The following is a 20,201-nucleotide window of genomic DNA, read 5'->3' as shown; positions in this document are numbered from 1 at the left end:
GCTCAGGCGGTGACTTTGCGGCGCCGGTTCGATCGCCGCGGAGCGCTGGATGGCGCCGGGCTGCGGCCGATCACCTCGGCGAGAAACTTCCCGGTGTAGCTCTCCGGCACGGCGGCGACGTCCTCCGGAGTGCCTTCCGCGACAACGGTTCCGCCCTCGGCGCCGCCTTCCGGCCCCATGTCGACGATCCAGTCCGAGGTCTTGATCACGTCCAGGTTGTGCTCGATGACGATGACCGTATTGCCCTTGTCGACAAGGCCGTTGATGACCTTCAGCAGCTTGCGGATGTCGTCGAAATGCAGGCCCGTGGTGGGCTCGTCGAGGATGTACACCGTGCGCCCGGTCGAACGCTTCTGCAGTTCGGCGGCCAGTTTGACGCGCTGCGCCTCGCCGCCGGACAGCGTCGGGGCGGGCTGGCCGAGCCGCACATATCCCAGCCCCACGTCGACCAGGGTGCGCAGGTAGCGGTGGATGCCGGTGATCGGCTCGAAGAACTCCGCCGCCTCCTCGATGGACATGTCCAGCACCTCGGAGATGGTCTTGCCTTTGTAGTGCACCTCCAGGGTTTCCCGGTTGTACCGGGCGCCGTGGCAGACCTCGCACGGCACGTACACGTCGGGCAGGAAGTTCATCTCGATCTTGATGGTGCCGTCGCCGGTGCAGGCCTCGCAGCGGCCGCCCTTGACGTTGAACGAGAACCGGCCCGGTTGATAGCCACGGACTTTGGCCTCTGTGGTGGCGGCGAACAGGGTGCGGATCTTGTCGAACACCCCGGTGTAGGTGGCCGGGTTGGATCGCGGCGTGCGACCGATCGGTGACTGGTCCACCCGCACCAGCTTGTCCAGGTGATCCAGCCCGGTGACCCGGGTGTGCCGGCCGGGGACCTGCCGGGCACCGTTGAGCCGGTTGGCCAGCACCGCGGCCAGGATGTCGTTCACCAGCGTCGATTTGCCGGATCCGGACACTCCGGTCACCGAGGTGAGGACACCGAGCGGGAAAGACACGTCGATGCCGCGCAAATTGTGCTCGCGGGCGCCGACCACGGTCAGCTGACGCTTGCGGTCGACCGCGCGCCGCTTCGCCGGCATCTCGATGCGTTCCTTGCCCGACAGGTAGGCGCCGGTGATCGAATCCTTGTTTGCCAGCAGCTCGCTGTAGGTGCCGCTGTGCACGATCTCGCCCCCGTGCTCACCGGCTCGCGGGCCGATGTCAACGATCCAATCGGCGTGCGCGATGGTGTCCTCGTCGTGCTCGACGACGATCAGCGTGTTACCCAAACCCCTTAACCGCGTTAGGGTTTCGATGAGCCGGCGGTTGTCGCGCTGGTGCAGTCCGATGGACGGCTCGTCGAGCACGTAGAGCACGCCGACCAGACCGGACCCGATCTGGGTGGCCAGCCGAATCCGTTGCGCCTCACCGCCGGACAGCGTTGCCGCGGCGCGGGACAGCGACAGGTACTCCAGCCCCACGTCGAGCAAAAAGCCAAGCCGCGACTGGATTTCCTTGAGCACCTGCCCGGCGATCGCCTTCTCGCGGTGGCCGAGGGTGAGCCCGTTCAGAAAGTCCGCGCAGTCCGAGATCGACAGCTCGCAGACCTCGGCGATGGACTTCGTGCCCCGGTCCCCCGCGGCCAGCGTGACGGCCAGAATCTCCGGCTTGAGCCGGGTTCCGTCACACTCCGGACACGGCACGTCCCGCATGAAGCCTTCGTAGCGTTCCTTCATCTGCTCGGACTCGGTCTGGGCCATCTTGCGCTGCAGGAAGGCCAGCACGCCCTCGAAATCGGCGTAGTAGGACCGGGTCCGGCCATACCGGTTGCGGTACCGCACGTGCACCTGGTGATCGGAGCCCTCGAGAATCGCCTTGCGGGCCTTGGCCGGCAGTTTGCGCCACGGGGTGTCGACGTCGAAGCCCATCTCGTCGCCCAGCCCGGCCATCATCCGGGTGAAGTACTCCGCGGTGTGGCCCGCCGACCACGGCGCCACCGCGCCCTCGGCCAGGGTGCGCTCGGGGTCGGGCACCACCAGGTCGGGGTCGACTTCCTTGCGGATCCCCAGGCCGCTGCACTCCGGGCAGGCGCCGTAGGGCGAGTTGAACGAGAACGACCGCGGTTCCAGGTCGTCGACCGCCAGCGCGTGCCCGTTGGGGCAGGCCAGCTTCTCGGAGAACCGCTGCTCCCGGTTGTGTGCGTCGTGTTCGTGGTCGATGAACTCGAGCACGACGATGCCGTCGGCCAGGTTCAGCGCGGTTTCCACCGAATCGGTGAGCCGCTGCTTGGCGGAGGCCTTGACGGTCAGGCGGTCCACCACCACTTCGATGTCGTGCTTTTCCTGCTTCTTCAGCTTCGGCGGATCGGTCAATGGGTGCACGACGCCGTCGACCCGCACCCGGCTGTAGCCCTGGGCGTTGAGCTTCTCGAAGAGGTCGGCGAACTCGCCCTTGCGGGTGCGCACCACCGGGGCCAACACCAGGAATCGGGTGCCCTCCGGCATCGCCAGCACCTGATCGACGATTTGCTGCGGGGTCTGGCGGGCGATCCGCTCGCCACAGATCGGGCAGTGCGGCGTGCCAGCTCGCGCGTAGAGCAGCCGCAGGTAGTCGTACACCTCGGTGATGGTGCCGACGGTCGAGCGCGGGTTGCGGTTGGTGGATTTCTGGTCGATGGACACCGCCGGGGACAGGCCCTCGATGAAGTCGACGTCCGGCTTGTCCATCTGGCCCAGGAACTGACGGGCATAGGCGGACAGCGACTCCACGTACCGGCGCTGCCCCTCGGCGAAGATCGTGTCGAAGGCCAGCGACGATTTGCCCGAACCCGACAGCCCGGTGAAGACGATCAGCGCGTCGCGGGGCAGGTCGAGGTCGACGCCGCGCAGGTTGTGCTCGCGGGCGCCCTTGACGATCAGACGGTCAGCCAACGCTGCCCCTCTCAGGAACTATCTGGCGACTTCTGGTAGCCGCACTGCGGAATCCGAACCGGAATTGCGCACGGCGCATTCCATGCTATGTGCCCATACCGACAAGCATGTTTTGACCAGTAGCGTGACCGGTATGACAGCAGTGGACGACAACTACACCGGACACGTTGACCCCGGTACCGCGGCCCGCCGGACCCTACCCGGCGCCACAATTTTAAAGGCCTCTGTCGGCCCCATGGACAACAACGCATATCTGGTCACTTGTTCCGCTACCGGCGAAACACTGCTGATCGACGCCGCCAACGACGCGGACGTGCTGATCGACCTGATCCGGCAGCACGCGCCGAAGGTGTCGCTGATCGTGACCAGCCACCAGCACTTCGATCACTGGCAGGCGCTGGAGGCGGTGGCGGCCGCCACCGGGGCCCCGACCGCCGCCAACGAGATCGACGCGGAACCGCTGCCGGTCAAACCGGACCGTTTGCTGGGCAACGGCGACACCGTGCAGATCGGCGAGCTGACGTTCGACGTCATCCACCTGCGCGGGCACACCCCGGGCTCGATCGCGCTGGCCCTGGACGGGCCCGCGACCGGCGGGGTCACCCAGTTGTTCACCGGCGACTGCCTGTTTCCGGGCGGCGTCGGGAAGACGTGGCAGCCGGGCGATTTCACCCAGCTGATCGAGGACGTCAGCACCCGGGTGTTCGACGTGTATGACGACTCCACGATCATCTATCCCGGCCATGGCGACGACACGGCGTTAGGCGCCGAGCGCCCGCACCTGAGCGAATGGCGCGAGCGCGGCTGGTAGCGCGCGGCTACGTCGTGGTGTGCACGATCAACACGTCGGTCTTGGCCCGACGCGAGACGTTGGCCGGCACCGACCCCAGCAGGCGGCCGGCGATCGTGCTCAGGCCGACGTTGCCGACCACGAGCAGATCGGCCTGCTCCTCCTCGGCGAGGTGCACCAGCGCGTCGACCGGCGCCCCGACGATGGGTCGCTCGTCGATGTTCTGCGCGCCGGCGGCGTGGGCGCGGTCCTTGGCGTCACGCAGGATCGCGTAAATCGGGGCGGTGCCCGAAACCTTGTAGCTTTCGTCCCGCAGGGCGTCGGCGGCCCGGGCGTCCTCATGTTGGGGCAGGTACGCCGAAGCCACGATCAGCTTGGCGTCCGCTCCCGCGATCTGCGCCGCCTTCTCCACCGCGCGCATTGACGAATCCGAGCCATCGGTTCCTACCACCACAGTCCGATAGGCGCCCATTTACCCTCCCAGTTTCGGTTGGTCAGCCAACCCAAGACAGTAGCGCGTTTACTCGATGCGCAGGAGGCAGATTAACGACACAGCGTGGCGTGGCGCGTCCGCAATTTGCGGGCGCTGGCTGCAACAACGGACACTATCGCCAATGGCAAAACAATCGAATGTGCAGGGCCAACGCGGAAGGCATTGCATTACGCCGCTTTTCGGAAAAGTGATCACGACGTGCGAATGCACCGGACGCGGTTTGTGACCCGTTCCATCAACGGCGCCTTACAGTAACAAGCATCATGTCCATGCCCACCCTCGAGCCCACCGTCGAGCCCCGTGCCGGGGATTTCGGGGCCGAGCCCGCGTCCGGGCGTGCGCGCGGTGGGTTGCTCGATCCGTGGGCAATCGCCCTGTTCGCCACCGTGCTCAGCGCCGCGTGGGCCTGCCGGCCGTCGCTCTGGTTCGACGAAGGGGCGACGATATCGGCCTCGGCCAGCCGGACTTTGCCAGAGCTGTGGCGGTTGCTGGGTCACATCGACGCCGTCCATGGCGCGTATTACCTGCTGATGCACGGTTGGTTCGCGCTGTTCCCGCCTACCGAATTCTGGTCGCGATTCCCCAGTTCCCTGGCGATCGGAGCCGCCGCCGCCGGCGTCACGGTGTTCACCAGGCAGTTCTCGACGCGGCCCGCGGCGGTGTGCGCGGGGGCGATTTTCGCGATCCTGCCCCGCACGACCTGGGCGGGCATGGAAGCGCGTCCGTACGCCTTCGTGGCCGCCGCGGCCGTCTGGCTGACGGTGTTGTTCGTCGTGACCGTCCGGCGGAATCGGCCGCGCGGGTGGGTCTGGTACGCGCTGGGATTGATGCTGTCGATACTGCTCAACCTCAACCTGGTGCTGTTGGTGCCGGTGTACGGCGCGATGCTGCTGCTGCTGGCACCCAAGGGCGCGCGCAGGTCTCCGGCGCTCTGGTGGGCCGCCGCGTCGGCCGTCGCCGTGGCGGCCATGACGCCCTTCCTGGTCTTCGCGCACAATCAGGTTTGGCAGGTCAACTGGATCTACCCCGTCAGCTGGCATTACGCGTTCGACATCATCCTCCGCCAGTATTTCGACCACAGCGTGGCCTTCGCCGTCGCGAGCGCGGTCCTGATCGTCGCGGCGGCCGTGACACGGTTGGCCGGCGTGCCGGCCCCGGCCGGCGACCTGCGCCGGTTGTTGCTCATCGCCACGGCGTGGATGGTGATCCCCACCGCGCTGGTCGTCATCTATTCGGCCGTCAGCGAGCCGATCTACTACCCGCGCTACCTGATCTTCACCGCCCCCGCGATGGCCGTCGTCCTGGCCGTCTGCCTCGTCACCGTCGCCCGCCGACCCTGGCCCATCGCCGGCGGGGTGCTGCTGTTCGCCTTAGCCGCCGTGCCCAATTACCTGTTCGTTCAACGCTGGCCGTATGCCAAAGAGGGCTGGGACTACAGCCAGGTCGCCGATCTGATCAGCTCCCACGCCACCCCCGGCGACTGTCTGATGGTGGACAACACCGTGACGTGGAAGCCCGGGCCGATTCGTGCGCTGCTGGCCACCCGCCCGGCGGCCTTCCGCTCGTTGATCGACGTGGAGCGCGGCGTGTACGGCCCGAAGGTCGGATCGTTGTGGGACGGGCACGTCGCCGTGTGGCTGACGACGGCCAAAATCAATAAATGCCCGGCGATCTGGACCATCACCGACAAAGACAACTCGCTGCCCGACCATCAGGCCGGGCAATCGCTACCGCCCGGAAGCGCATTCGGGCGCGCCCCGGCGTACCGGTTCCCGGGCTACCTCGGCTTCCACATCGTCGAGCGGTGGCAGTTCCACTACTCGCAGGTTGTCAAGTCCACGCGGTGATCTGCGCTTCGCCGGCTTCATCGACGTCCTGTCCGCCGGTACGAATGTGCTGGACCCGTCACGCGTTGCGGCCCAAGTGGTTTGGGGGATCGACTTCCTGGGTGCGAGCATCATCATCACCCGGCGCGGGGGGCGGTGCACGGGCTGACGACCCGAGGACGCCCCCGACTGAGCCTCAGCCCCCGGTGGCGACCGGCTCGGCCTGCCGGGTGGCCCGCGTCGCGGCGTAGGACACCGCCACACCGGCCGCGCTCAACGCGGTGAACACCGTGAACAGCAGGTGCGCCGCCATCTCCTCGCCGCCGGTCGCGGTGTTGACGACGACACCGGCCAATCCGGCACCGATCGCGGCGGACGTCAGCTGGACGGTGTTGATCGCCGCGGAAGCGGCGCTGCCTTCGGCCGGGTCCGCGACGGAGGCCATCGCGCGGGCCGACAGGTGCGGCCAGGCCATCCCGATTCCGATGCCGGCGACCAGCAGGGCCACCGCCCACAGCGCGGCGGTCCAGGCCGAGTCGTCGCCGTGCCGGGCGACGGCGCCCAGCGCCAGGCCCGACGCGGCCACCATCGGCGCCACCATGACCACCCGCCCGATCGTCCGCGGGTTCTCCAGCGATGCGCTGACGATCTCGCTCACCGTCCAGCCCAGCGCGAGCGCCGCCCCCAGAAATCCGGCCGCGATCGGCGTCAGGTGGGCCAGCCGCTGCCCGAACAGCGGTACGTAGGTGTTCACCATCGCCGCGCCCATCAGCACGCCCATGGTGAGGTAGATCCACTTCAGGGGGCCGGGCGAGAACACGCTGGGCGGCAAGATGGCCGCATGCATCCGCCAGTCGACGATCACGAAGACACCAACCAGCCCGATGCCCGCCGCGAGCAGCCCATACGTCGCGACGGCGTTGCGCGGAATCTGCGCGACGCTGACGGCCAGCGCCGCCACCCCGATGATCAGCAGCGACCACACCGGGACCTTCATCCTGGAGAGGCCGGACGTCGGGTTGACGCGGGCCAGTGCGACCGGAACCAGCAGGGCCATCAGCAAGGTCACGATGGCCATCGCGACGAAAGCCCATCGCCAGATCCCGAGCTGCGCGAACAGGCCTCCCGTGGTGGGCCCGACCACGGTCGCGACCCCCCACATCGCGGACACCAGCGCCGAGCCCCTCGTCCACAACCAGCGGGGCAGGGCGGAGTTGATGACCGCGTAACCCAGGCCGGCCAGCAAGCCGCCGGCCACCCCCTGCATGGCCCGTCCAGCAATCAAAACATGCATGGTTGGCGCGGCAGCACAAACCAGGCTGGCGATGCCGAACACCGCGAGACTCATCAGGTATGACGACCGCGCCCCGATGCGCAGCAGCATCGGATTGACCATCGTCGCCGCGACGACCGACCCCACGAGGTACAGCGTCGTCACCCACGCGTAGAGCCGGCTGCCGCCGATTTCCGCGATGGTGTTGGGCAATAAGCTGGTGGTCAGGAACTCATTTGTGGCGTAGAGCGCCACCCCGCCGGCCAGCAGGATGGAAGTTCTCAGGTACCTCGGGCCCAGCAGCTCGCGCCAGCCGCCGTTGATAGTCGCCGCGTCGGTCACCCCTCTACCGTATGGGGTCACGCGGAGATAAGAGCCGGAGATCTGTTGCCAGCAAACTCATTTCAGGCCGGCGGCGTCCATCCCACGCAGTTCCTTCTTGAGGTCGGCGATCTCGTCGCGGAACCGCGCCGCCAGCTCGAACTGCAAGTCACGGGCCGCGGCCATCATCTGGGCAGTGAGGTCCTTGATCAGGTCGGCAAGCTCGGCGCGCGGCATGCTGGCCGTATCGCGGCCCTCGAACACCCCCGCGCTAACTGCGCGGCCCGGCTCACCCTGCGCGCGCCGGCCGCGGGACGCATTGCGCCCTGACCCGCCGATCCCCACCGTCTCGCTGTCGTCCGCCTCGCGGTAGACCTGGTCGAGGATGTCGGCGATCTTCTTGCGCAGCGGCTGCGGGTCGATGCCGTGTTCCTCGTTGTACGCGACCTGCTTCGCCCGCCGCCGTTCGGTCTCGTCGATGGCCTCTTTCATCGAATCGGTGATGGTGTCGGCGTACATGTGCACCTCACCGGAGACGTTGCGCGCGGCGCGGCCGATGGTTTGAATCAGGCTGCGCGACGACCGCAGGAAGCCCTCTTTGTCCGCGTCCAGGATCGCCACCAGAGACACTTCGGGAAGGTCCAGGCCCTCGCGCAGCAGGTTGATGCCGACCAGCACGTCGTACTCGCCCAGCCGCAGCTGGCGCAGCAACTCGACCCGGCGCAGCGTGTCGACCTCTGAGTGCAGATAGCGCACCCGGATGCCCATCTCGAGCAGGTAGTCGGTGAGGTCCTCGGCCATCTTCTTGGTCAGCGTCGTGACCAGCACCCGCTGGTCGGCCTCGGTGCGCTTCCGGATCTCGCCGATCAGGTCGTCGATCTGCCCCTTGGTCGGCTTGACCACCACTTTCGGGTCCACCAGACCGGTGGGCCGGATCACCTGCTCGACGAATTCGCCGCCGGACTGGCTGAGTTCGTAGGGGCCGGGGGTAGCCGACAGGTACACCGTCTGCCCGATCCGGTCGGCGAACTCCTCCCAGGTCAGCGGGCGGTTATCGCACGCCGACGGCAGCCGGAACCCGTATTCGACCAGGTTGCGCTTGCGCGACATGTCGCCCTCGTACATGCCGCCGATCTGCGGGACGGTGACGTGCGATTCGTCGATGACCAGCAGGAAGTCTTCCGGGAAGTAGTCCAGCAGGGTCGCCGGCGGCGAGCCCGCACCCCGGCCGTCGATATGCCGGGAGTAGTTCTCGATGCCCGAGCAGAACCCGACCTGGCGCATCATCTCGATGTCGTAGTTGGTGCGCATCCGCAACCGCTGCGCCTCGAGCAGCTTGCCCTGGCCCTCCAGCTCGGCCAGCCGGTCGGCCAGCTCCGCCTCGATCGTCGAGATCGCGTGCGCCATCCGCTCGGGGCCGGCCACGTAGTGGGTGGCCGGGAAGATCCGCAGCGAGTCCACCTGGCGGATCACGTCGCCCGTCAGCGGGTGCAGGTAGTAAAGCGCCTCGACCTCGTCGCCGAAGAACTCGATGCGCACCGCCAGCTCTTCGTAGGACGGGATGATTTCCACGGTGTCCCCGCGCACCCGGAACGAGCCGCGGGTGAACGACAGGTCGTTGCGGGTGTACTGGACGTCGACCAGCAGCCGCAGCAGCGCATCCCGCGGCACCTCGGCGCCCACCCGCACCTCGACCGAGCGGTCCAGGTAGGACTGCGGCGTGCCCAGGCCGTAGATGCACGACACCGACGCCACCACGACCACATCGCGGCGCGACAGCAGCGAGGACGTCGCGGAGTGCCGTAGCCGCTCCACGTCGTCGTTGATCGAGCTGTCCTTCTCGATGTAGGTATCGGTCTGGGCGATGTACGCCTCTGGCTGGTAGTAGTCGTAGTACGAGACGAAGTATTCAACCGCGTTGTGCGGCAACATCTCTCGCAGCTCATTGGCCAGCTGGGCGGCCAGCGTCTTGTTGGGTGCCATCACCAGGGTGGGCCGCTGCAGCCGCTCGATCAGCCACGCGGTGGTGGCCGACTTGCCGGTACCGGTGGCGCCCAGCAGCACGACGTCGCGCTCGCCCGCCCTGATCCGGCGTTCCAGCTCCTGGATAGCGGCCGGCTGGTCACCGGCGGGATCGTGCGGGCTGACCACCTCGAAGTCGCCGCCGACGCGCACGACGTCGTCGACAGCGCGATACTCCGAATGCGCTAGTACGGGATGCTCCGTGGCGAATGCCATGCCACCAGGGTAGAACCGATCACCGACACGTGCTTTGGAGGTGGTCCGCCCAGGTCAGGACCCGCCAAGGCACGGTACCCGGAGACCGACCGCCCCGACGGCGGCGTTGGCTAGCCCGCCGGCCGCGTCCACGTCCGGGTGACCGGATCGCATTGCAGCAGGTAGCCGTCGCTCGAGGTGCTCATGGCGAACACCGACGTGCCCGGCCGGTCGCATGAGCTGCCGGCGGCGTGCACGCCCATCGTGATCGGCGCCTTGGCCCAGCTGCTGCCCTCGCAGACGATCTGCTCGTTGTTGGTCGGGTCGTAGGCGACCTTGCCGACGTCGCTGCACAGCCCGCCGAGCACCGGCGGCGCCGGGGCGGACGCGGTGGTCGAGGTATTGATGACCTGGGTGGGGTCGCCCAACGTCACCTTGGCGGGCACGTCGCCGGTCCGGGTGGCCACCACGGGCACCCGCACCACCGCCCCCTGGGCGCCGCACTCGTTGCTCAGCACGGTCTCGGTCAGCGTGCCGCGCAGCGTGCCGTCGGCCTGCGGCGCCAGCGACCAGGCAATGGTTTCCTGCTGGGTGGCCCGGACCTGGCCATTGGGCTGAGTGCAGCCCACCCGCTGCTGCGCCGGAGCGCCCTGCCAGTAGCCCCCGACGAAGCGCAAGGTGTCGGTCAGTCCCCCGTCGGTGGTGTCGGCCACCTGATGGGTGGCATCGTCCAGCTGGGTCCCGGTGGCTGCACATCCGTTGGTGGTGCACGCGGACCGGAATGCCCACCAGCTGGTGGCGGCCCCGTCGTGCCGGATCGAGATGCCGTTGGTGGTGCGCTTGGTCTGGTCGTAGTCCAGCTTGTAGGTCCCGTTCAGCACCGGTCCGCCCGCGGTGGGCGCGGCACTGGCGGCGGGGGCGGACGGCCTCGACGCGAGCGCGGGGTTGCTCGGCGGCGTGTCGGGCTGGAACGAGTAGAGCAGCGACCAGGTCGCCGCGACGGCGATGAGCACCGCACCCACCAGCGCGGTGGCCCACCGGGTCTTCGCCGAAAACCGGCGACTCAGGCCGGCAAGGACGCCGACGGGTCCGCGCCGGCGATGCGGTGTAGACACGGCGGCGCGCGGCTGGCCGCCGGAGCCGGCCTCGGAGGCACCGCCGGCCGGTTCGCTGACGGCGGCGGCAAACGCGCGGCAGCGCTCGAATCGGTCCTCGGGTTGCTTGGCGAGGGCGCGGAAGAACACCTCGTCGAGCTCGGCCAGATCGGGGCGGAAATCGCTGAGTCGGGGCGGGTCCTCGTGCAGGTGCTGACTGATCACCGCGATCGGGTTGGAGTGCTGGAACGGCGGCGCCCCGGTGAGCAGGTGGAAAGCCGTTGCGGCCAAAGCGTATTGGTCCGCCCGGCCGTCGATGGGGGAACCCGTCAGCTGCTCGGGCGCGGCGTATGCCACGGTTCCGACCGCGACGTTGGTTTCGGTGATCCCGCTGATGTCGCCGAGGTGACGCGCGACGCCGAAGTCCGCCAACAGGATTCGGCGCTCCCCCTCGTCCGGATGGGTGAGCAGGATGTTGGCCGGCTTGACGTCGCGGTGCAGCAGCCCACGGTCGTGGGCGTAGTCCAGCGCGCCCGCGACCGCCTGCACGATGGCGCACACCTCGTGGATCGGCATCCCGTCGGCGTAGTTCTCCTTGACCAGCCGCGAGGCGTCGGTGCCCTCGACGTAGTCCATCGAAATCCACAGATGCCCGTTGAATTCGCCCCGGTCGTGCACACCGACGATGTGCGGGTGCCACAGCGTCGCCGCGAGATCGGCCTCTCGGTTGAACCTTTCGCGAAACTCCGGGTCGGCGGTCACCGCCTCGGCCAGGACCTTGATCACGTCGCGGCGGGGCAACCTGGGGTGCAGCGCGAGATAGACCTCGGCCATGCCGCCCGCACCCAGTTGCCGCAGAATCGTGTAGCCGGCGAACGACGCGCCGTTACCCACCGCAAGGCGCGACCCCGACGACTCGTTGGGCTGTTGCGCCACTACGGGTTCCACGTTCGGCGTGGATTCGACGGGGGGTATCCGGCGGAACAGCTGCCCGATGGGCATGGCGGGCAACGACTGAAAACCCGCGCGCAACGCCTCACTCGCTTGTCGCGGGTTGCTCAGCAGCCGTCGTCCGGCGCCGATGCGCCGCGTAGTTCCCTTGTGTTCGTTCGTCAATGCCTTGCCCCCTCGTTTTCCTGCACCGCCCAGGTGTCACCGCACTGTGATGCGGATCGCACACCATGGGCATGCGCATAGCGATTGGGCCCTCTACTCCGTCTCGCCAGCTGCCGGCACAACGCTGTGCTCGGCGCGCGGACACAATCGAACTTCTCCTCCCGTTCGAATAATGCCGCACCGCCGTAGGCGATTCGTCGCAGCAGGCTATGAAAGGGCTATGAGTGGCCGAATCGAAACAAAGCGAAGTCACAGCTGGGTCCAATAGAGCGCACTGCCAACGCGGGCCGATACTTGTGTAGTGACTCGACCCGCCCCGCCCATCCTGACAATCCGGCACGACGGGTCCCAACGATCCTTCGCGGCCGGCCACGAGGTGGTCGTCGGGCGCGACGTGCAGGCCGATGTGCGCATCGCCGATCCGCGGATCTCGCGCGCGCATCTGATCCTGCGATTCGACCAAGGCCGTTGGCTGGCAATCGATAACGGCTCGCTGAACGGGACCTACCTGAACGGCTACCGGATGCCGGTGGTCGATATTCACGACGGCCAGAGCATTCACATCGGAAACCCGCAGGGCCCACGTCTGACCTTCGTGATCGGGCCGCAGCAGGGTCATGCCGGGCATCCGCCACGGACCCGGCCGAGCCACGATTCCGGACCGCCGACCCTGCCGTGGTCCGCGGTTGCTGAGCAAACCAACCCGACCCACCCGCCGCGGCCACCGCAGGCCCGGCCGGGCGGCCTGGGCCGGAGCCCGGCGCGCGGCGGTCCGCAGGGGGCGCCGTCGCGCCCCGTGCCACCCCGGCAGCCGGCCAGACCGCCGAACGCACCGCCGCGACAGCCGTCGACACCGCCCCGTCAGGCGCCGCCGCCCCGCGTGCCGCCGCCACCGGCGCCGCGTGGCACACCGCCGGACCAGGTCACCGCCATCGACCCCGGCTCGCCGGCAAGGTTGCAGGTCACGCCGCCCGTGGCGGGCGAAACCGCCGCACCGCCGCAGCCATCCGCCACGCCCGCAGCAGAATTCACCGTCATCGACGCCAAGACGGCGGACGTGTCGAACCTGGCGACGCGTTTTGTGAGATTGCTCTCCCCGCGCGCGTCGTCGGCCGCCGGCACGGCCGGTGCCATGACGATCGGCCGGGCGGCCGAGAACGACATCGTCGTCTCCGACGTCCTGGCGTCGCGTCAGCACGCGACCCTGGTGCCCACCCAGCTGGGCACCGAGATTCGGGACAACAGCGTCAACGGAACGTTTGTGAACGGCACCCGGATCGGGTCGGCCATCCTGTCCGAGGACGACATCGTCACCATCGGCAACGTCGACCTGGTGTTCCGCGACGGCACCCTGACCGAACACGGCCGCGCCGCCACCCGTACCGGCGGCCTGGAAGTGCGCGACGTCAAGTACGTCGTCGACAACGGCAAACAACTACTGGACGACATCTCGCTGACCGCGCGCCCCGGCACCCTGACCGCGGTGATCGGCGGTTCGGGCGCCGGAAAGAGCACCCTGGCCCGGCTCATCGCCGGCTACACCACCCCGACGTCCGGCTCGGTGACGTTCGAGGGCCACAACATTCACGCCGAATACGCCTCGCTGCGCAGCAGGATCGGCATCGTCCCGCAGGACGACGTGGTGCATCGCCAGCTGACCGTCAATCAGGCGCTGGGCTACGCGGCCGAGCTACGGCTGCCGCCCGACACCAGCAAAGCGGACCGCGCCAACGTCGTCGCCCAGGTGCTCGAGGAGCTCGACCTGACCAAGCACGCCGATACCCGCGTCGAGAAGCTGTCCGGCGGCCAACGCAAACGCGCCTCGGTGGCCCTCGAATTGCTGACCGGGCCGTCGTTGCTGATCCTGGACGAGCCCACCTCGGGCCTGGATCCCGCGCTGGACCTGCAGGTGATGACGATGCTGCGCCAGCTGGCCGACGCCGGTCGTGTCGTGCTGGTGGTGACGCACTCGCTGTCCTACCTGGACGTCTGCGACCAGGTGTTGCTGATGGCGCCCGGCGGCAAGACGGCCTACTGCGGCGCGCCCGACCAGATCGGCGGGGCGATGGGCACCACCAACTGGGCGAAGATCTTCACCCAGGTCGGCGCCGACCCCGACGAAGCCAACCGCCGCTTCCTGGAGCAGAACGAGGCGCAGAAGCGGCCGCAGAAGTACCTGCCGGACAAGACCGACGAGCCGAGCAGCCTCGGCGAACCGGTGCACACCAGCGTGCGGCGCCAGATCTCGACGATCGCCCGCCGCCAAATCCGCCTGGTGATCGCCGACCGCGCCTACTTCGTCTTTCTGGCGCTGCTGCCGTTCATCCTCGGCTCGCTGTCGCTGACCGTCCCGGGCAGCAACGGATTCCATGTGCCGGCACCCAACGCGGGGACGCCCGACGAGGCCGCGCAGATACTGGCCCTGCTGATGCCGGCCGCGGCGTTCATGGGTACCGCCTTGACAATTCGCGACCTGGTCGGCGAACGCGCCATCTTCCAGCGTGAGCAGGCGGTCGGGTTGTCGACCACCGCCTACCTGCTCGCCAAGAGCGCGGTGTTCTGCGGGTTCGCGATACTGCAGTCGGCGATCGTGACGGCGATCGTGGTGATCGGCAAGGGCGCCCCGACGCGCGGCGCGGTGCTGTTCGGCCACTCGACTGTCGGGGCCACCTTCGAACTGTTCGCCACCGTGGCGGCGACGTGTGTCGCCTCGGCCATTCTGGGCCTGGCGATTTCGTCGCTGGTTCGGTCCAGCGAGCAGATCATGCCGCTGTTCGTGGTGACGGTGATGGCGCAGCTGGTGCTGTGCGGCGGGATGGTCCCAGTGACCGGCCGGCTCGGTTTGAACCAGCTGTCGTGGGCGATGCCGGCGCGCTGGGGTTATGCGGCGGCGTCGTCGACGGTGGATCTGCGCCACCTGGTGCCCGATTCGCTGCTGTCCCAAGACCGGTTCTGGCAACACACGCCGAACATCTGGCTGCTGGACATGGGCATGCTGGCCGCGTTGTCGCTCTTCTACGCCGGGTTCGTGCGGTGGAAGATCCGGTTGCGCCGGTAGGGAATCGCCCCGCGGCGGTAGGGTGACATCATTCACGCGCCGAAGCACGAGACGTTCGACCTGCTGGCCCGCACGAACACCGATCCCAAGGGCATCGTGCGGACCGTCGACGAGTACGCGGTGCACCCGTGGGGCCTCTACATCGCCCGCCCCACTCCCGGTCGCGTCCAGTTCCATTACCTCGAGTCCTGGCTGCTGCCGTCGTTGGGCTTGCGCGCCACCGTGTTTCACTTCAATCCCGGGCATGAACGTGACCACGATTACTACCTGGATGTGGGCGAATACTCACCCGGTCCCACCGCGTGGCATTCCGAGGACCACTACCTGGACATCGAGGTCCGCACCGGTGCCAGGGCCGAGCTCACCGACGTCGACGAGTTGCTCGATGCCGTCCGGCACGGATTGCTGACCCCCGAGGCCGCCGAGCAGGCGGTGCGACGCGCCGTGACCGCCGTCGATGGGTTGGCCTGCAACGGCTATGACCTGTCGCGGTGGCTGGCGCACCACGGCATGGCGCTGACCTGGCGCGGGCCGTAGCCGTTTTCCCGGCCGGTGGCGGGTATTCACGTGAAATGCCTTTCGTCGCCCGGCACCGCGTGATGACGGCGAAACTTCGTGCCTGAACTGCCGGATGTCGAAGGGTTCCGGCGCGAGCTTGCTAAAGCCTTGCCCCGCCGCCGGATTGAACACGTAGCTATGCTCGACCCCGGAATTTTGCGGAACGCGTCCGCCGGCGCGCTCGCCCGGCGCCTTGCCGGGCATCGATTCCGCGCGCCGTGCCGGCACGGCAAATGGCTGATACTGCCGACCGATGGCCCGGCGCTCCTGATCCACAGTGGGGATGACCGGACACCCGTACTACACCGACGCGGGCGCCGAACCGGAAAAGTATGAGCGCCTGGTGGTGTCGCTCGATAAGGGTGAACTGCGCTACGCCGACCTGCGCAAGCTGCGCGGGATCTGGCTGGCCGACGACGAGGACGATCTGGCGGACGTACTGGGCCCGCAGGGGCCCGACGCGCTACGCATGGACCTGCGAGAGTTTCGCGACGTGATGGCCGGGCGACGCGGTCGCGTGAAGCCGACGCTGATGGACCAGTCGGTGATCGCGGGTCTCGGCCATCTGCTTGTCGACGAATCTGCTGGCGCGCCAGGATACGGCCCCTCGTTCCGGTTGCGGAGTTGGACGACGAAGCCGTCAAGGACTTGCATCGCGCCATGACGCAGGTGCTGCACACGGAGGTTCGCCACGGCCGGATCGGCGGCCGGATGTCGTTCTGGTGTCCCCATTGCCAGCCCTAGGAGCTCCACCGAACAGCCTGGTGGGCCAGACGACGTTACGCGTAATCTCAGCTGCTATGAGCTCCCAATCCCGCAGGTGGATGCCGATCGCCGCCCTGACGGTCATCGCCGCCGTCGCCCAGCTGAATCCCCCGATCGTAAGAGCGGATCTGCACAACATCACCTACCGAGCGAGGATCGACGCTCTGACGACCGGTAGCCAGGCCACGTTCGTGACCAACGGCGGCCAGACGAGCACGACCGGCCTTCCTTCCATGCCCGGCAACGTATTCGAGGCCAACACCGTGCTTCCCGACCCGGCGCAGGCCGGCCTGCGGATTGTGCTGCATTTTCCCTACGCGGCCAACGTGCACTGCGAGATCGACGCCGACGACAACGTTTTCACCCAGACCGACCAAATGGTGAGACCGACGGCCGGTAACAGCGATCCCAACAACGGGGCGCTGCAGTGCGGCGCGCCGTTGCCCTGATCCGGGTCAGGGCTTCCAGCCGGTCGAGTCGGCCCACTCCCAGGCGCGTCGGTACGCGTCGTGGAACCACGGTTCTTTGACCTCGACGTAAGCCGCGGTGTCTCCGCCGCCCCCCTCGTCGGCGGCGCGCTTGACGTTCAGGTACTCGGCGCGGGCGTCGGGGTTGGCCGTCAGCCAGTCCACGAACAGCAGGGCGAACTGCTGGTTGGGCCTGCCGTCCACCCGGATGTGCACGTTGGTGGGTCGACCGGGATCGGCCGAGGCGTGAATTCGCTTGAGCCACAGCTCCGCATCGTCGCGGTGGTCGTAGCTCTCGACGGTGCTGCGGGCGTCGGACTTGGCCACGTCCTCGGCGACGTGCTCGATGCGAGGGTACCCGGCGGACAGCAACGGCTCGACGAGTTCATCTGCGACGGCGAGGGATTCGACGGTGATCTGGACGTCGATGACGTCCTTGGCCGGGAGGTCCGGCACGGCGGTCGAGCCGATGTGATCGACGCGCAGCGCGCGGTGACCGCAACTGGTCTTGAGGCGGTTCACAATTCGTTGCGCCTGGTCAGCCCAGCTCGGGTCGGGCGGCACCAACCGGGCCGGAGCCCGGACGATCTGGCGGGCGCTCAGGTTGTGCGCGAACGGGACGATGCGGGTGTTCCACACGTCGTGCGCCCGCTGTACCAGATCCTCGGGGCTGCCCGAGTTGTCCAGCCAGATGTCGGCGACCGCGCGGCGCTGCTCGTCGCTGGCCTGCGCGGCGATCCGCGCGCGGGCGTCATCCTCCGGCATGCCGCGCTGGTCGACCAGCCGCCGCAGCCGCACCTCCACGTCGGCGTAGACGATGACGACGAGCGGGAACAGCGGCGCCATCCCGGACTCCACCAGCAGCGGAATGTCCTCGACCACAACGGAATCCTCGGGCACCGAGGCGATGATCTCCGAACGGCGATTGCCCACCAGCGGGTGGACAATCCCGTTCAGCGTCTTGCGTGCCTCGTCGTCGCGAAAGGCCTTGGCGGCCAACGCCGGTCGATCCAGCGATCCGTCCGCAAGCAGGATGTCGCTTCCGAACGCCTCGACCAGCGCGGCCAGGCCCTCGGTTCCCGGCTGCACCACCTCACGCGCGATGACGTCACCGTCGACGATGACGGCACCGCATTGCTCGAAAGTGGACGACAACGCCGACTTGCCGGCGCCGATGCCACCGGTCAACCCGATCCGCAGCATGGCGTGCTCAGCAGAGCGTCACGCGTTGCCGGCGAGTTTCTCCCGCAGAGCGGCCAATTGGGCGTCGCTGGCCAGCGATCCGCCCGCCTTCTCCGGAGGAGCGCCGTTGCCCGGCGACTGCTCGGTGTGCCCGGCAGCCTCGGCGGCGGCGAACTTCTCCATCTGCGCCGTGTGCATCTTGTGCCGGCGCTCGGCCTCGGCGTAGCGGGCTTCCCACTCGTTGCGCTGCGTCTCGAAGCCCTCGAGCCATTCGTTGGTCTCGGAGTCGAAGCCCTCGGGGAAGATGTAGTTGCCCTGCTCGTCGTAGCTGTCGGCCATGCCGTACTTCGCCGGGTCGAACTCGTCGGTGTAGTCCTCGTTGGCCTGCTTGAGCGACAACGAGATTCGGCGGCGCTCCAGGTCGATGTCGATGACCTTGACCATCGCGTCGTCGCCGACGGCGACCACCTGGTCGGGGACCTCGACGTGCCGCTCGGCCAGCTCGGAGATGTGCACCAGACCCTCGATGCCCTCCTCGACACGCACGAACGCACCGAACGGAACCAGCTTGGTGACCTTGCCGGGCACGATCTGGCCGATGGCGTGGGTGCGGGCGAAGTGGCGCCACGGGTCTTCCTGAGTCGCCTTCAGCGACAACGAAACCCGCTCGCGGTCCATGTCGACATCGAGCACCTCGACGGTGACCTCGTCGCCCACCTGCACGACCTCGGACGGGTGGTCGATGTGCTTCCAGGACAGCTCGGAGACGTGCACCAGACCGTCCACACCGCCGAGGTCGACGAATGCACCGAAGTTGACGATGGAGGAGACCACACCCTTGCGGATGGCGCCCTTCTGCAGCTGGTTGAGGAACTCGCTGCGCACCTCGGACTGGGTCTGCTCCAGCCAGGCGCGGCGGCTCAGCACCACGTTGTTGCGGTTCTTGTCCAGCTCGATGATCTTGGCCTCGATCTCCTTGCCGATGTACGGCTGCAGATCGCGCACCCGGCGCATCTCGACCAGCGAGGCGGGCAGGAAGCCGCGCAACCCGATGTCGAGGATCAGGCCACCCTTGACCACCTCGATGACGGTGCCCTTGACGGCCTCGTCCTTCTCCTTGAGCGCCTCGATGGTGCCCCAGGCGCGTTCGTACTGCGCGCGCTTCTTGGAGAGAATCAGACGACCCTCTTTGTCCTCCTTGGTGAGGACCAGGGCTTCGACCTCATCACCGACGGAAACGACCTCGTTGGGGTCGACATCGTGCTTGATGGAGAGTTCGCGGGCGGGGATGACCCCTTCGGTCTTGTAGCCGATATCGAGGAGCACCTCGTCCCGGTCCACTTTGACGATCGTGCCTTCGACGATGTCGCCATCGTTGAAGTACTTGATCGTTTTGTCTATTGCGGCGAGAAAGTCCTCGCTCGAGCCAATGTCGTTGACGGCTACTTGCGGCGAGGTGACGGCGGGACTCGGCATGTTGTTGGGTTGCTCCGGACAGGTTTGGTCGTAGGGACAATTGGGATTTACCTGTCGAGGCTACTCGACTGTGCTCATGCTGGCCAAACTCGGCCGCTCATACCTCTGCATATCTGACGCGGGTATGACGTGCGGGCAAATTTTGGTCCGCTTTCACCGTGGCGTTCCGCTCGCGACGAGCCGCCTGTCAAAACTTGGCGATCAGCACTACTCCGCACACCATGAGCACGCCGCCGACGGCCCTGAGCAGCGTGATCGGGTGAGGATCCAGCCGCAACCAGCCAAAATGGTCGATCACCAGCGACATGATGAGCGCTGACGTGACGGTGATGCCCATGAACGTGCCGGCCCCGACCCGGTTGACCAGGGTGAGGCCGGCATAGACCTGGACGGCCCCGACCAGGCCGCCGATCACGGCCCACCAAGGCATCGACGCGACATCCCTGGCGGTGGGCAGCGGTCTCGGCATCAACGCGAATGCGGCGATGAAGAAAACGGTGATCACCGCGAATGAAATCGCCGAAGCCAGCCACGGGTTGATCAGGTGCTTGTAGAGCTGGCCGTTCATAGCGGCTCCGCATGTCTGCAGCGCGCCGCCCAGGACGATGAACGGAACGATCCAGCCTGCGTTCATGACACTCCCTGGG

The 20,201-nt window shown here is 67.6% G+C and carries 13 protein-coding genes and 2 pseudogenes; 7 read left to right on the top strand and 8 right to left on the bottom strand.

Annotated features, from left to right (window positions below; all coding sequences use genetic code 11):
* Positions 1-2: 2 nt before the first annotated feature.
* On the bottom strand, positions 3-2,918 hold the full coding sequence (gene uvrA, locus B8W69_RS02510; protein WP_085288426.1) for an excinuclease ABC subunit UvrA: 2,916 nt from the start codon (positions 2,916-2,918) through the stop codon (positions 3-5).
* Between the two features lie 133 nt (positions 2,919-3,051).
* Between uvrA and B8W69_RS02505 the strand changes: the two genes are divergently transcribed.
* Positions 3,052-3,729 (top strand): MBL fold metallo-hydrolase, encoded by a 678-nt coding sequence (locus B8W69_RS02505; RefSeq protein WP_085288425.1) that lies wholly within the window; start codon positions 3,052-3,054, stop codon positions 3,727-3,729.
* A gap of 7 nt (positions 3,730-3,736) precedes the next feature.
* Here the strand turns inward: B8W69_RS02505 and B8W69_RS02500 are convergent, their stop codons facing one another.
* Positions 3,737-4,180, bottom strand: coding sequence for a universal stress protein (locus tag B8W69_RS02500; RefSeq protein WP_007776105.1), 444 nt, complete (start codon positions 4,178-4,180; stop codon positions 3,737-3,739).
* Positions 4,181-4,464: 284 nt separating this feature from the next.
* Here B8W69_RS02500 and B8W69_RS02490 point away from each other — a divergent pair, with 284 nt between their 5' ends.
* Entirely contained in the window at positions 4,465-6,048 is a 1,584-nt protein-coding gene (locus tag B8W69_RS02490; protein WP_085288423.1) for a mannosyltransferase, read from the top strand.
* Between the two features lie 13 nt (positions 6,049-6,061).
* Positions 6,062-6,201 (top strand): annotated as a pseudogene (locus B8W69_RS02485) (MgtC/SapB family protein); the annotation flags it as partial.
* 22 nt (positions 6,202-6,223) lie between these two features.
* Here the strand turns inward: B8W69_RS02485 and B8W69_RS02480 are convergent.
* The 3 genes from B8W69_RS02480 to B8W69_RS02470 all read right to left on the bottom strand — a co-directional run bounded on the left by B8W69_RS02480 (position 6,224) and on the right by B8W69_RS02470 (position 11,934).
* Complete coding sequence (locus tag B8W69_RS02480) at positions 6,224-7,642, bottom strand: MFS transporter (protein ID WP_085288422.1); 1,419 nt, start codon at positions 7,640-7,642, stop codon at positions 6,224-6,226.
* A 57-nt stretch (positions 7,643-7,699) separates the two neighbouring features.
* On the bottom strand, positions 7,700-9,859 hold the full coding sequence (gene uvrB, locus B8W69_RS02475) for an excinuclease ABC subunit UvrB (RefSeq protein ID WP_085288421.1): 2,160 nt from the start codon (positions 9,857-9,859) through the stop codon (positions 7,700-7,702).
* A gap of 110 nt (positions 9,860-9,969) precedes the next feature.
* Positions 9,970-11,934: a serine/threonine-protein kinase gene (locus B8W69_RS02470; RefSeq protein WP_245843075.1), complete on the bottom strand. Its 1,965-nt coding sequence runs from the start codon at positions 11,932-11,934 to the stop codon at positions 9,970-9,972.
* A 415-nt stretch (positions 11,935-12,349) separates the two neighbouring features.
* On the opposite strand from B8W69_RS02470, the gene B8W69_RS02465 reads away from it, so the two are divergent.
* From B8W69_RS02465 to B8W69_RS02450, 4 genes and pseudogenes are all read left to right on the top strand, one after another.
* Entirely contained in the window at positions 12,350-15,106 is a 2,757-nt protein-coding gene (locus B8W69_RS02465) for an ATP-binding cassette domain-containing protein (protein WP_181447317.1), read from the top strand.
* A gap of 96 nt (positions 15,107-15,202) precedes the next feature.
* Positions 15,203-15,643 carry a ribonuclease FAU-1 family protein gene (locus B8W69_RS02460; protein ID WP_085288419.1) on the top strand — a complete coding sequence of 147 codons (441 nt, stop codon included), beginning with the start codon at positions 15,203-15,205 and terminating at the stop codon, positions 15,641-15,643.
* 78 nt (positions 15,644-15,721) lie between these two features.
* A pseudogene (locus B8W69_RS02455) lies at positions 15,722-16,408 on the top strand (DNA-formamidopyrimidine glycosylase family protein).
* Positions 16,409-16,464: 56 nt separating this feature from the next.
* Positions 16,465-16,878: a hypothetical protein gene (locus B8W69_RS02450; protein ID WP_085288418.1), complete on the top strand. Its 414-nt coding sequence runs from the start codon at positions 16,465-16,467 to the stop codon at positions 16,876-16,878.
* A gap of 6 nt (positions 16,879-16,884) precedes the next feature.
* Here B8W69_RS02450 and coaE read toward each other — a convergent pair whose 3' ends face one another.
* The 3 genes from coaE to B8W69_RS02435 all read right to left on the bottom strand — a co-directional run bounded on the left by coaE (position 16,885) and on the right by B8W69_RS02435 (position 20,188).
* Positions 16,885-18,099 (bottom strand): dephospho-CoA kinase, encoded by a 1,215-nt coding sequence (gene coaE / locus B8W69_RS02445; protein WP_085288417.1) that lies wholly within the window; start codon positions 18,097-18,099, stop codon positions 16,885-16,887.
* An 18-nt stretch (positions 18,100-18,117) separates the two neighbouring features.
* Complete coding sequence (gene rpsA / locus B8W69_RS02440; RefSeq protein WP_085288416.1) at positions 18,118-19,554, bottom strand: 30S ribosomal protein S1; 1,437 nt, start codon at positions 19,552-19,554, stop codon at positions 18,118-18,120.
* 187 nt (positions 19,555-19,741) lie between these two features.
* On the bottom strand, positions 19,742-20,188 hold the full coding sequence (locus tag B8W69_RS02435) for a DMT family transporter (protein ID WP_085288415.1): 447 nt from the start codon (positions 20,186-20,188) through the stop codon (positions 19,742-19,744).
* Between the last annotated feature and the right edge of the window lie 13 nt (positions 20,189-20,201).

It is taken from the genome of Mycolicibacterium vulneris (assembly GCF_002104765.1).
GTDB lineage: Bacteria > Actinomycetota > Actinomycetes > Mycobacteriales > Mycobacteriaceae > Mycobacterium > Mycobacterium vulneris.
Note: the sequence above shows the minus strand (reverse complement) of the source record. Positions and strands in the feature narration are given on the sequence as shown.

What these genes read in the sequence shown, in the direction of transcription:
- B8W69_RS02490 (WP_085288423.1), top strand. Translation starts at nt 4,465, where the DNA reads ATGTCCATGCCCACCCTCGAGCCCACCGTCGAGCCCCGTGCCGGGGAT.
- uvrB (WP_085288421.1), bottom strand. Translation starts at nt 9,859, where the DNA reads ATGGCATTCGCCACGGAGCATCCCGTACTAGCGCATTCGGAGTATCGC.
- B8W69_RS02435 (WP_085288415.1), bottom strand. Translation starts at nt 20,188, where the DNA reads ATGAACGCAGGCTGGATCGTTCCGTTCATCGTCCTGGGCGGCGCGCTG.
- B8W69_RS02470 (WP_245843075.1), bottom strand. Translation starts at nt 11,934, where the DNA reads ATGCCCATCGGGCAGCTGTTCCGCCGGATACCCCCCGTCGAATCCACG.
- rpsA (WP_085288416.1), bottom strand. Translation starts at nt 19,554, where the DNA reads ATGCCGAGTCCCGCCGTCACCTCGCCGCAAGTAGCCGTCAACGACATT.
- B8W69_RS02500 (WP_007776105.1), bottom strand. Translation starts at nt 4,180, where the DNA reads ATGGGCGCCTATCGGACTGTGGTGGTAGGAACCGATGGCTCGGATTCG.
- B8W69_RS02450 (WP_085288418.1), top strand. Translation starts at nt 16,465, where the DNA reads ATGAGCTCCCAATCCCGCAGGTGGATGCCGATCGCCGCCCTGACGGTC.
- B8W69_RS02505 (WP_085288425.1), top strand. Translation starts at nt 3,052, where the DNA reads ATGACAGCAGTGGACGACAACTACACCGGACACGTTGACCCCGGTACC.
- coaE (WP_085288417.1), bottom strand. Translation starts at nt 18,099, where the DNA reads ATGCTGCGGATCGGGTTGACCGGTGGCATCGGCGCCGGCAAGTCGGCG.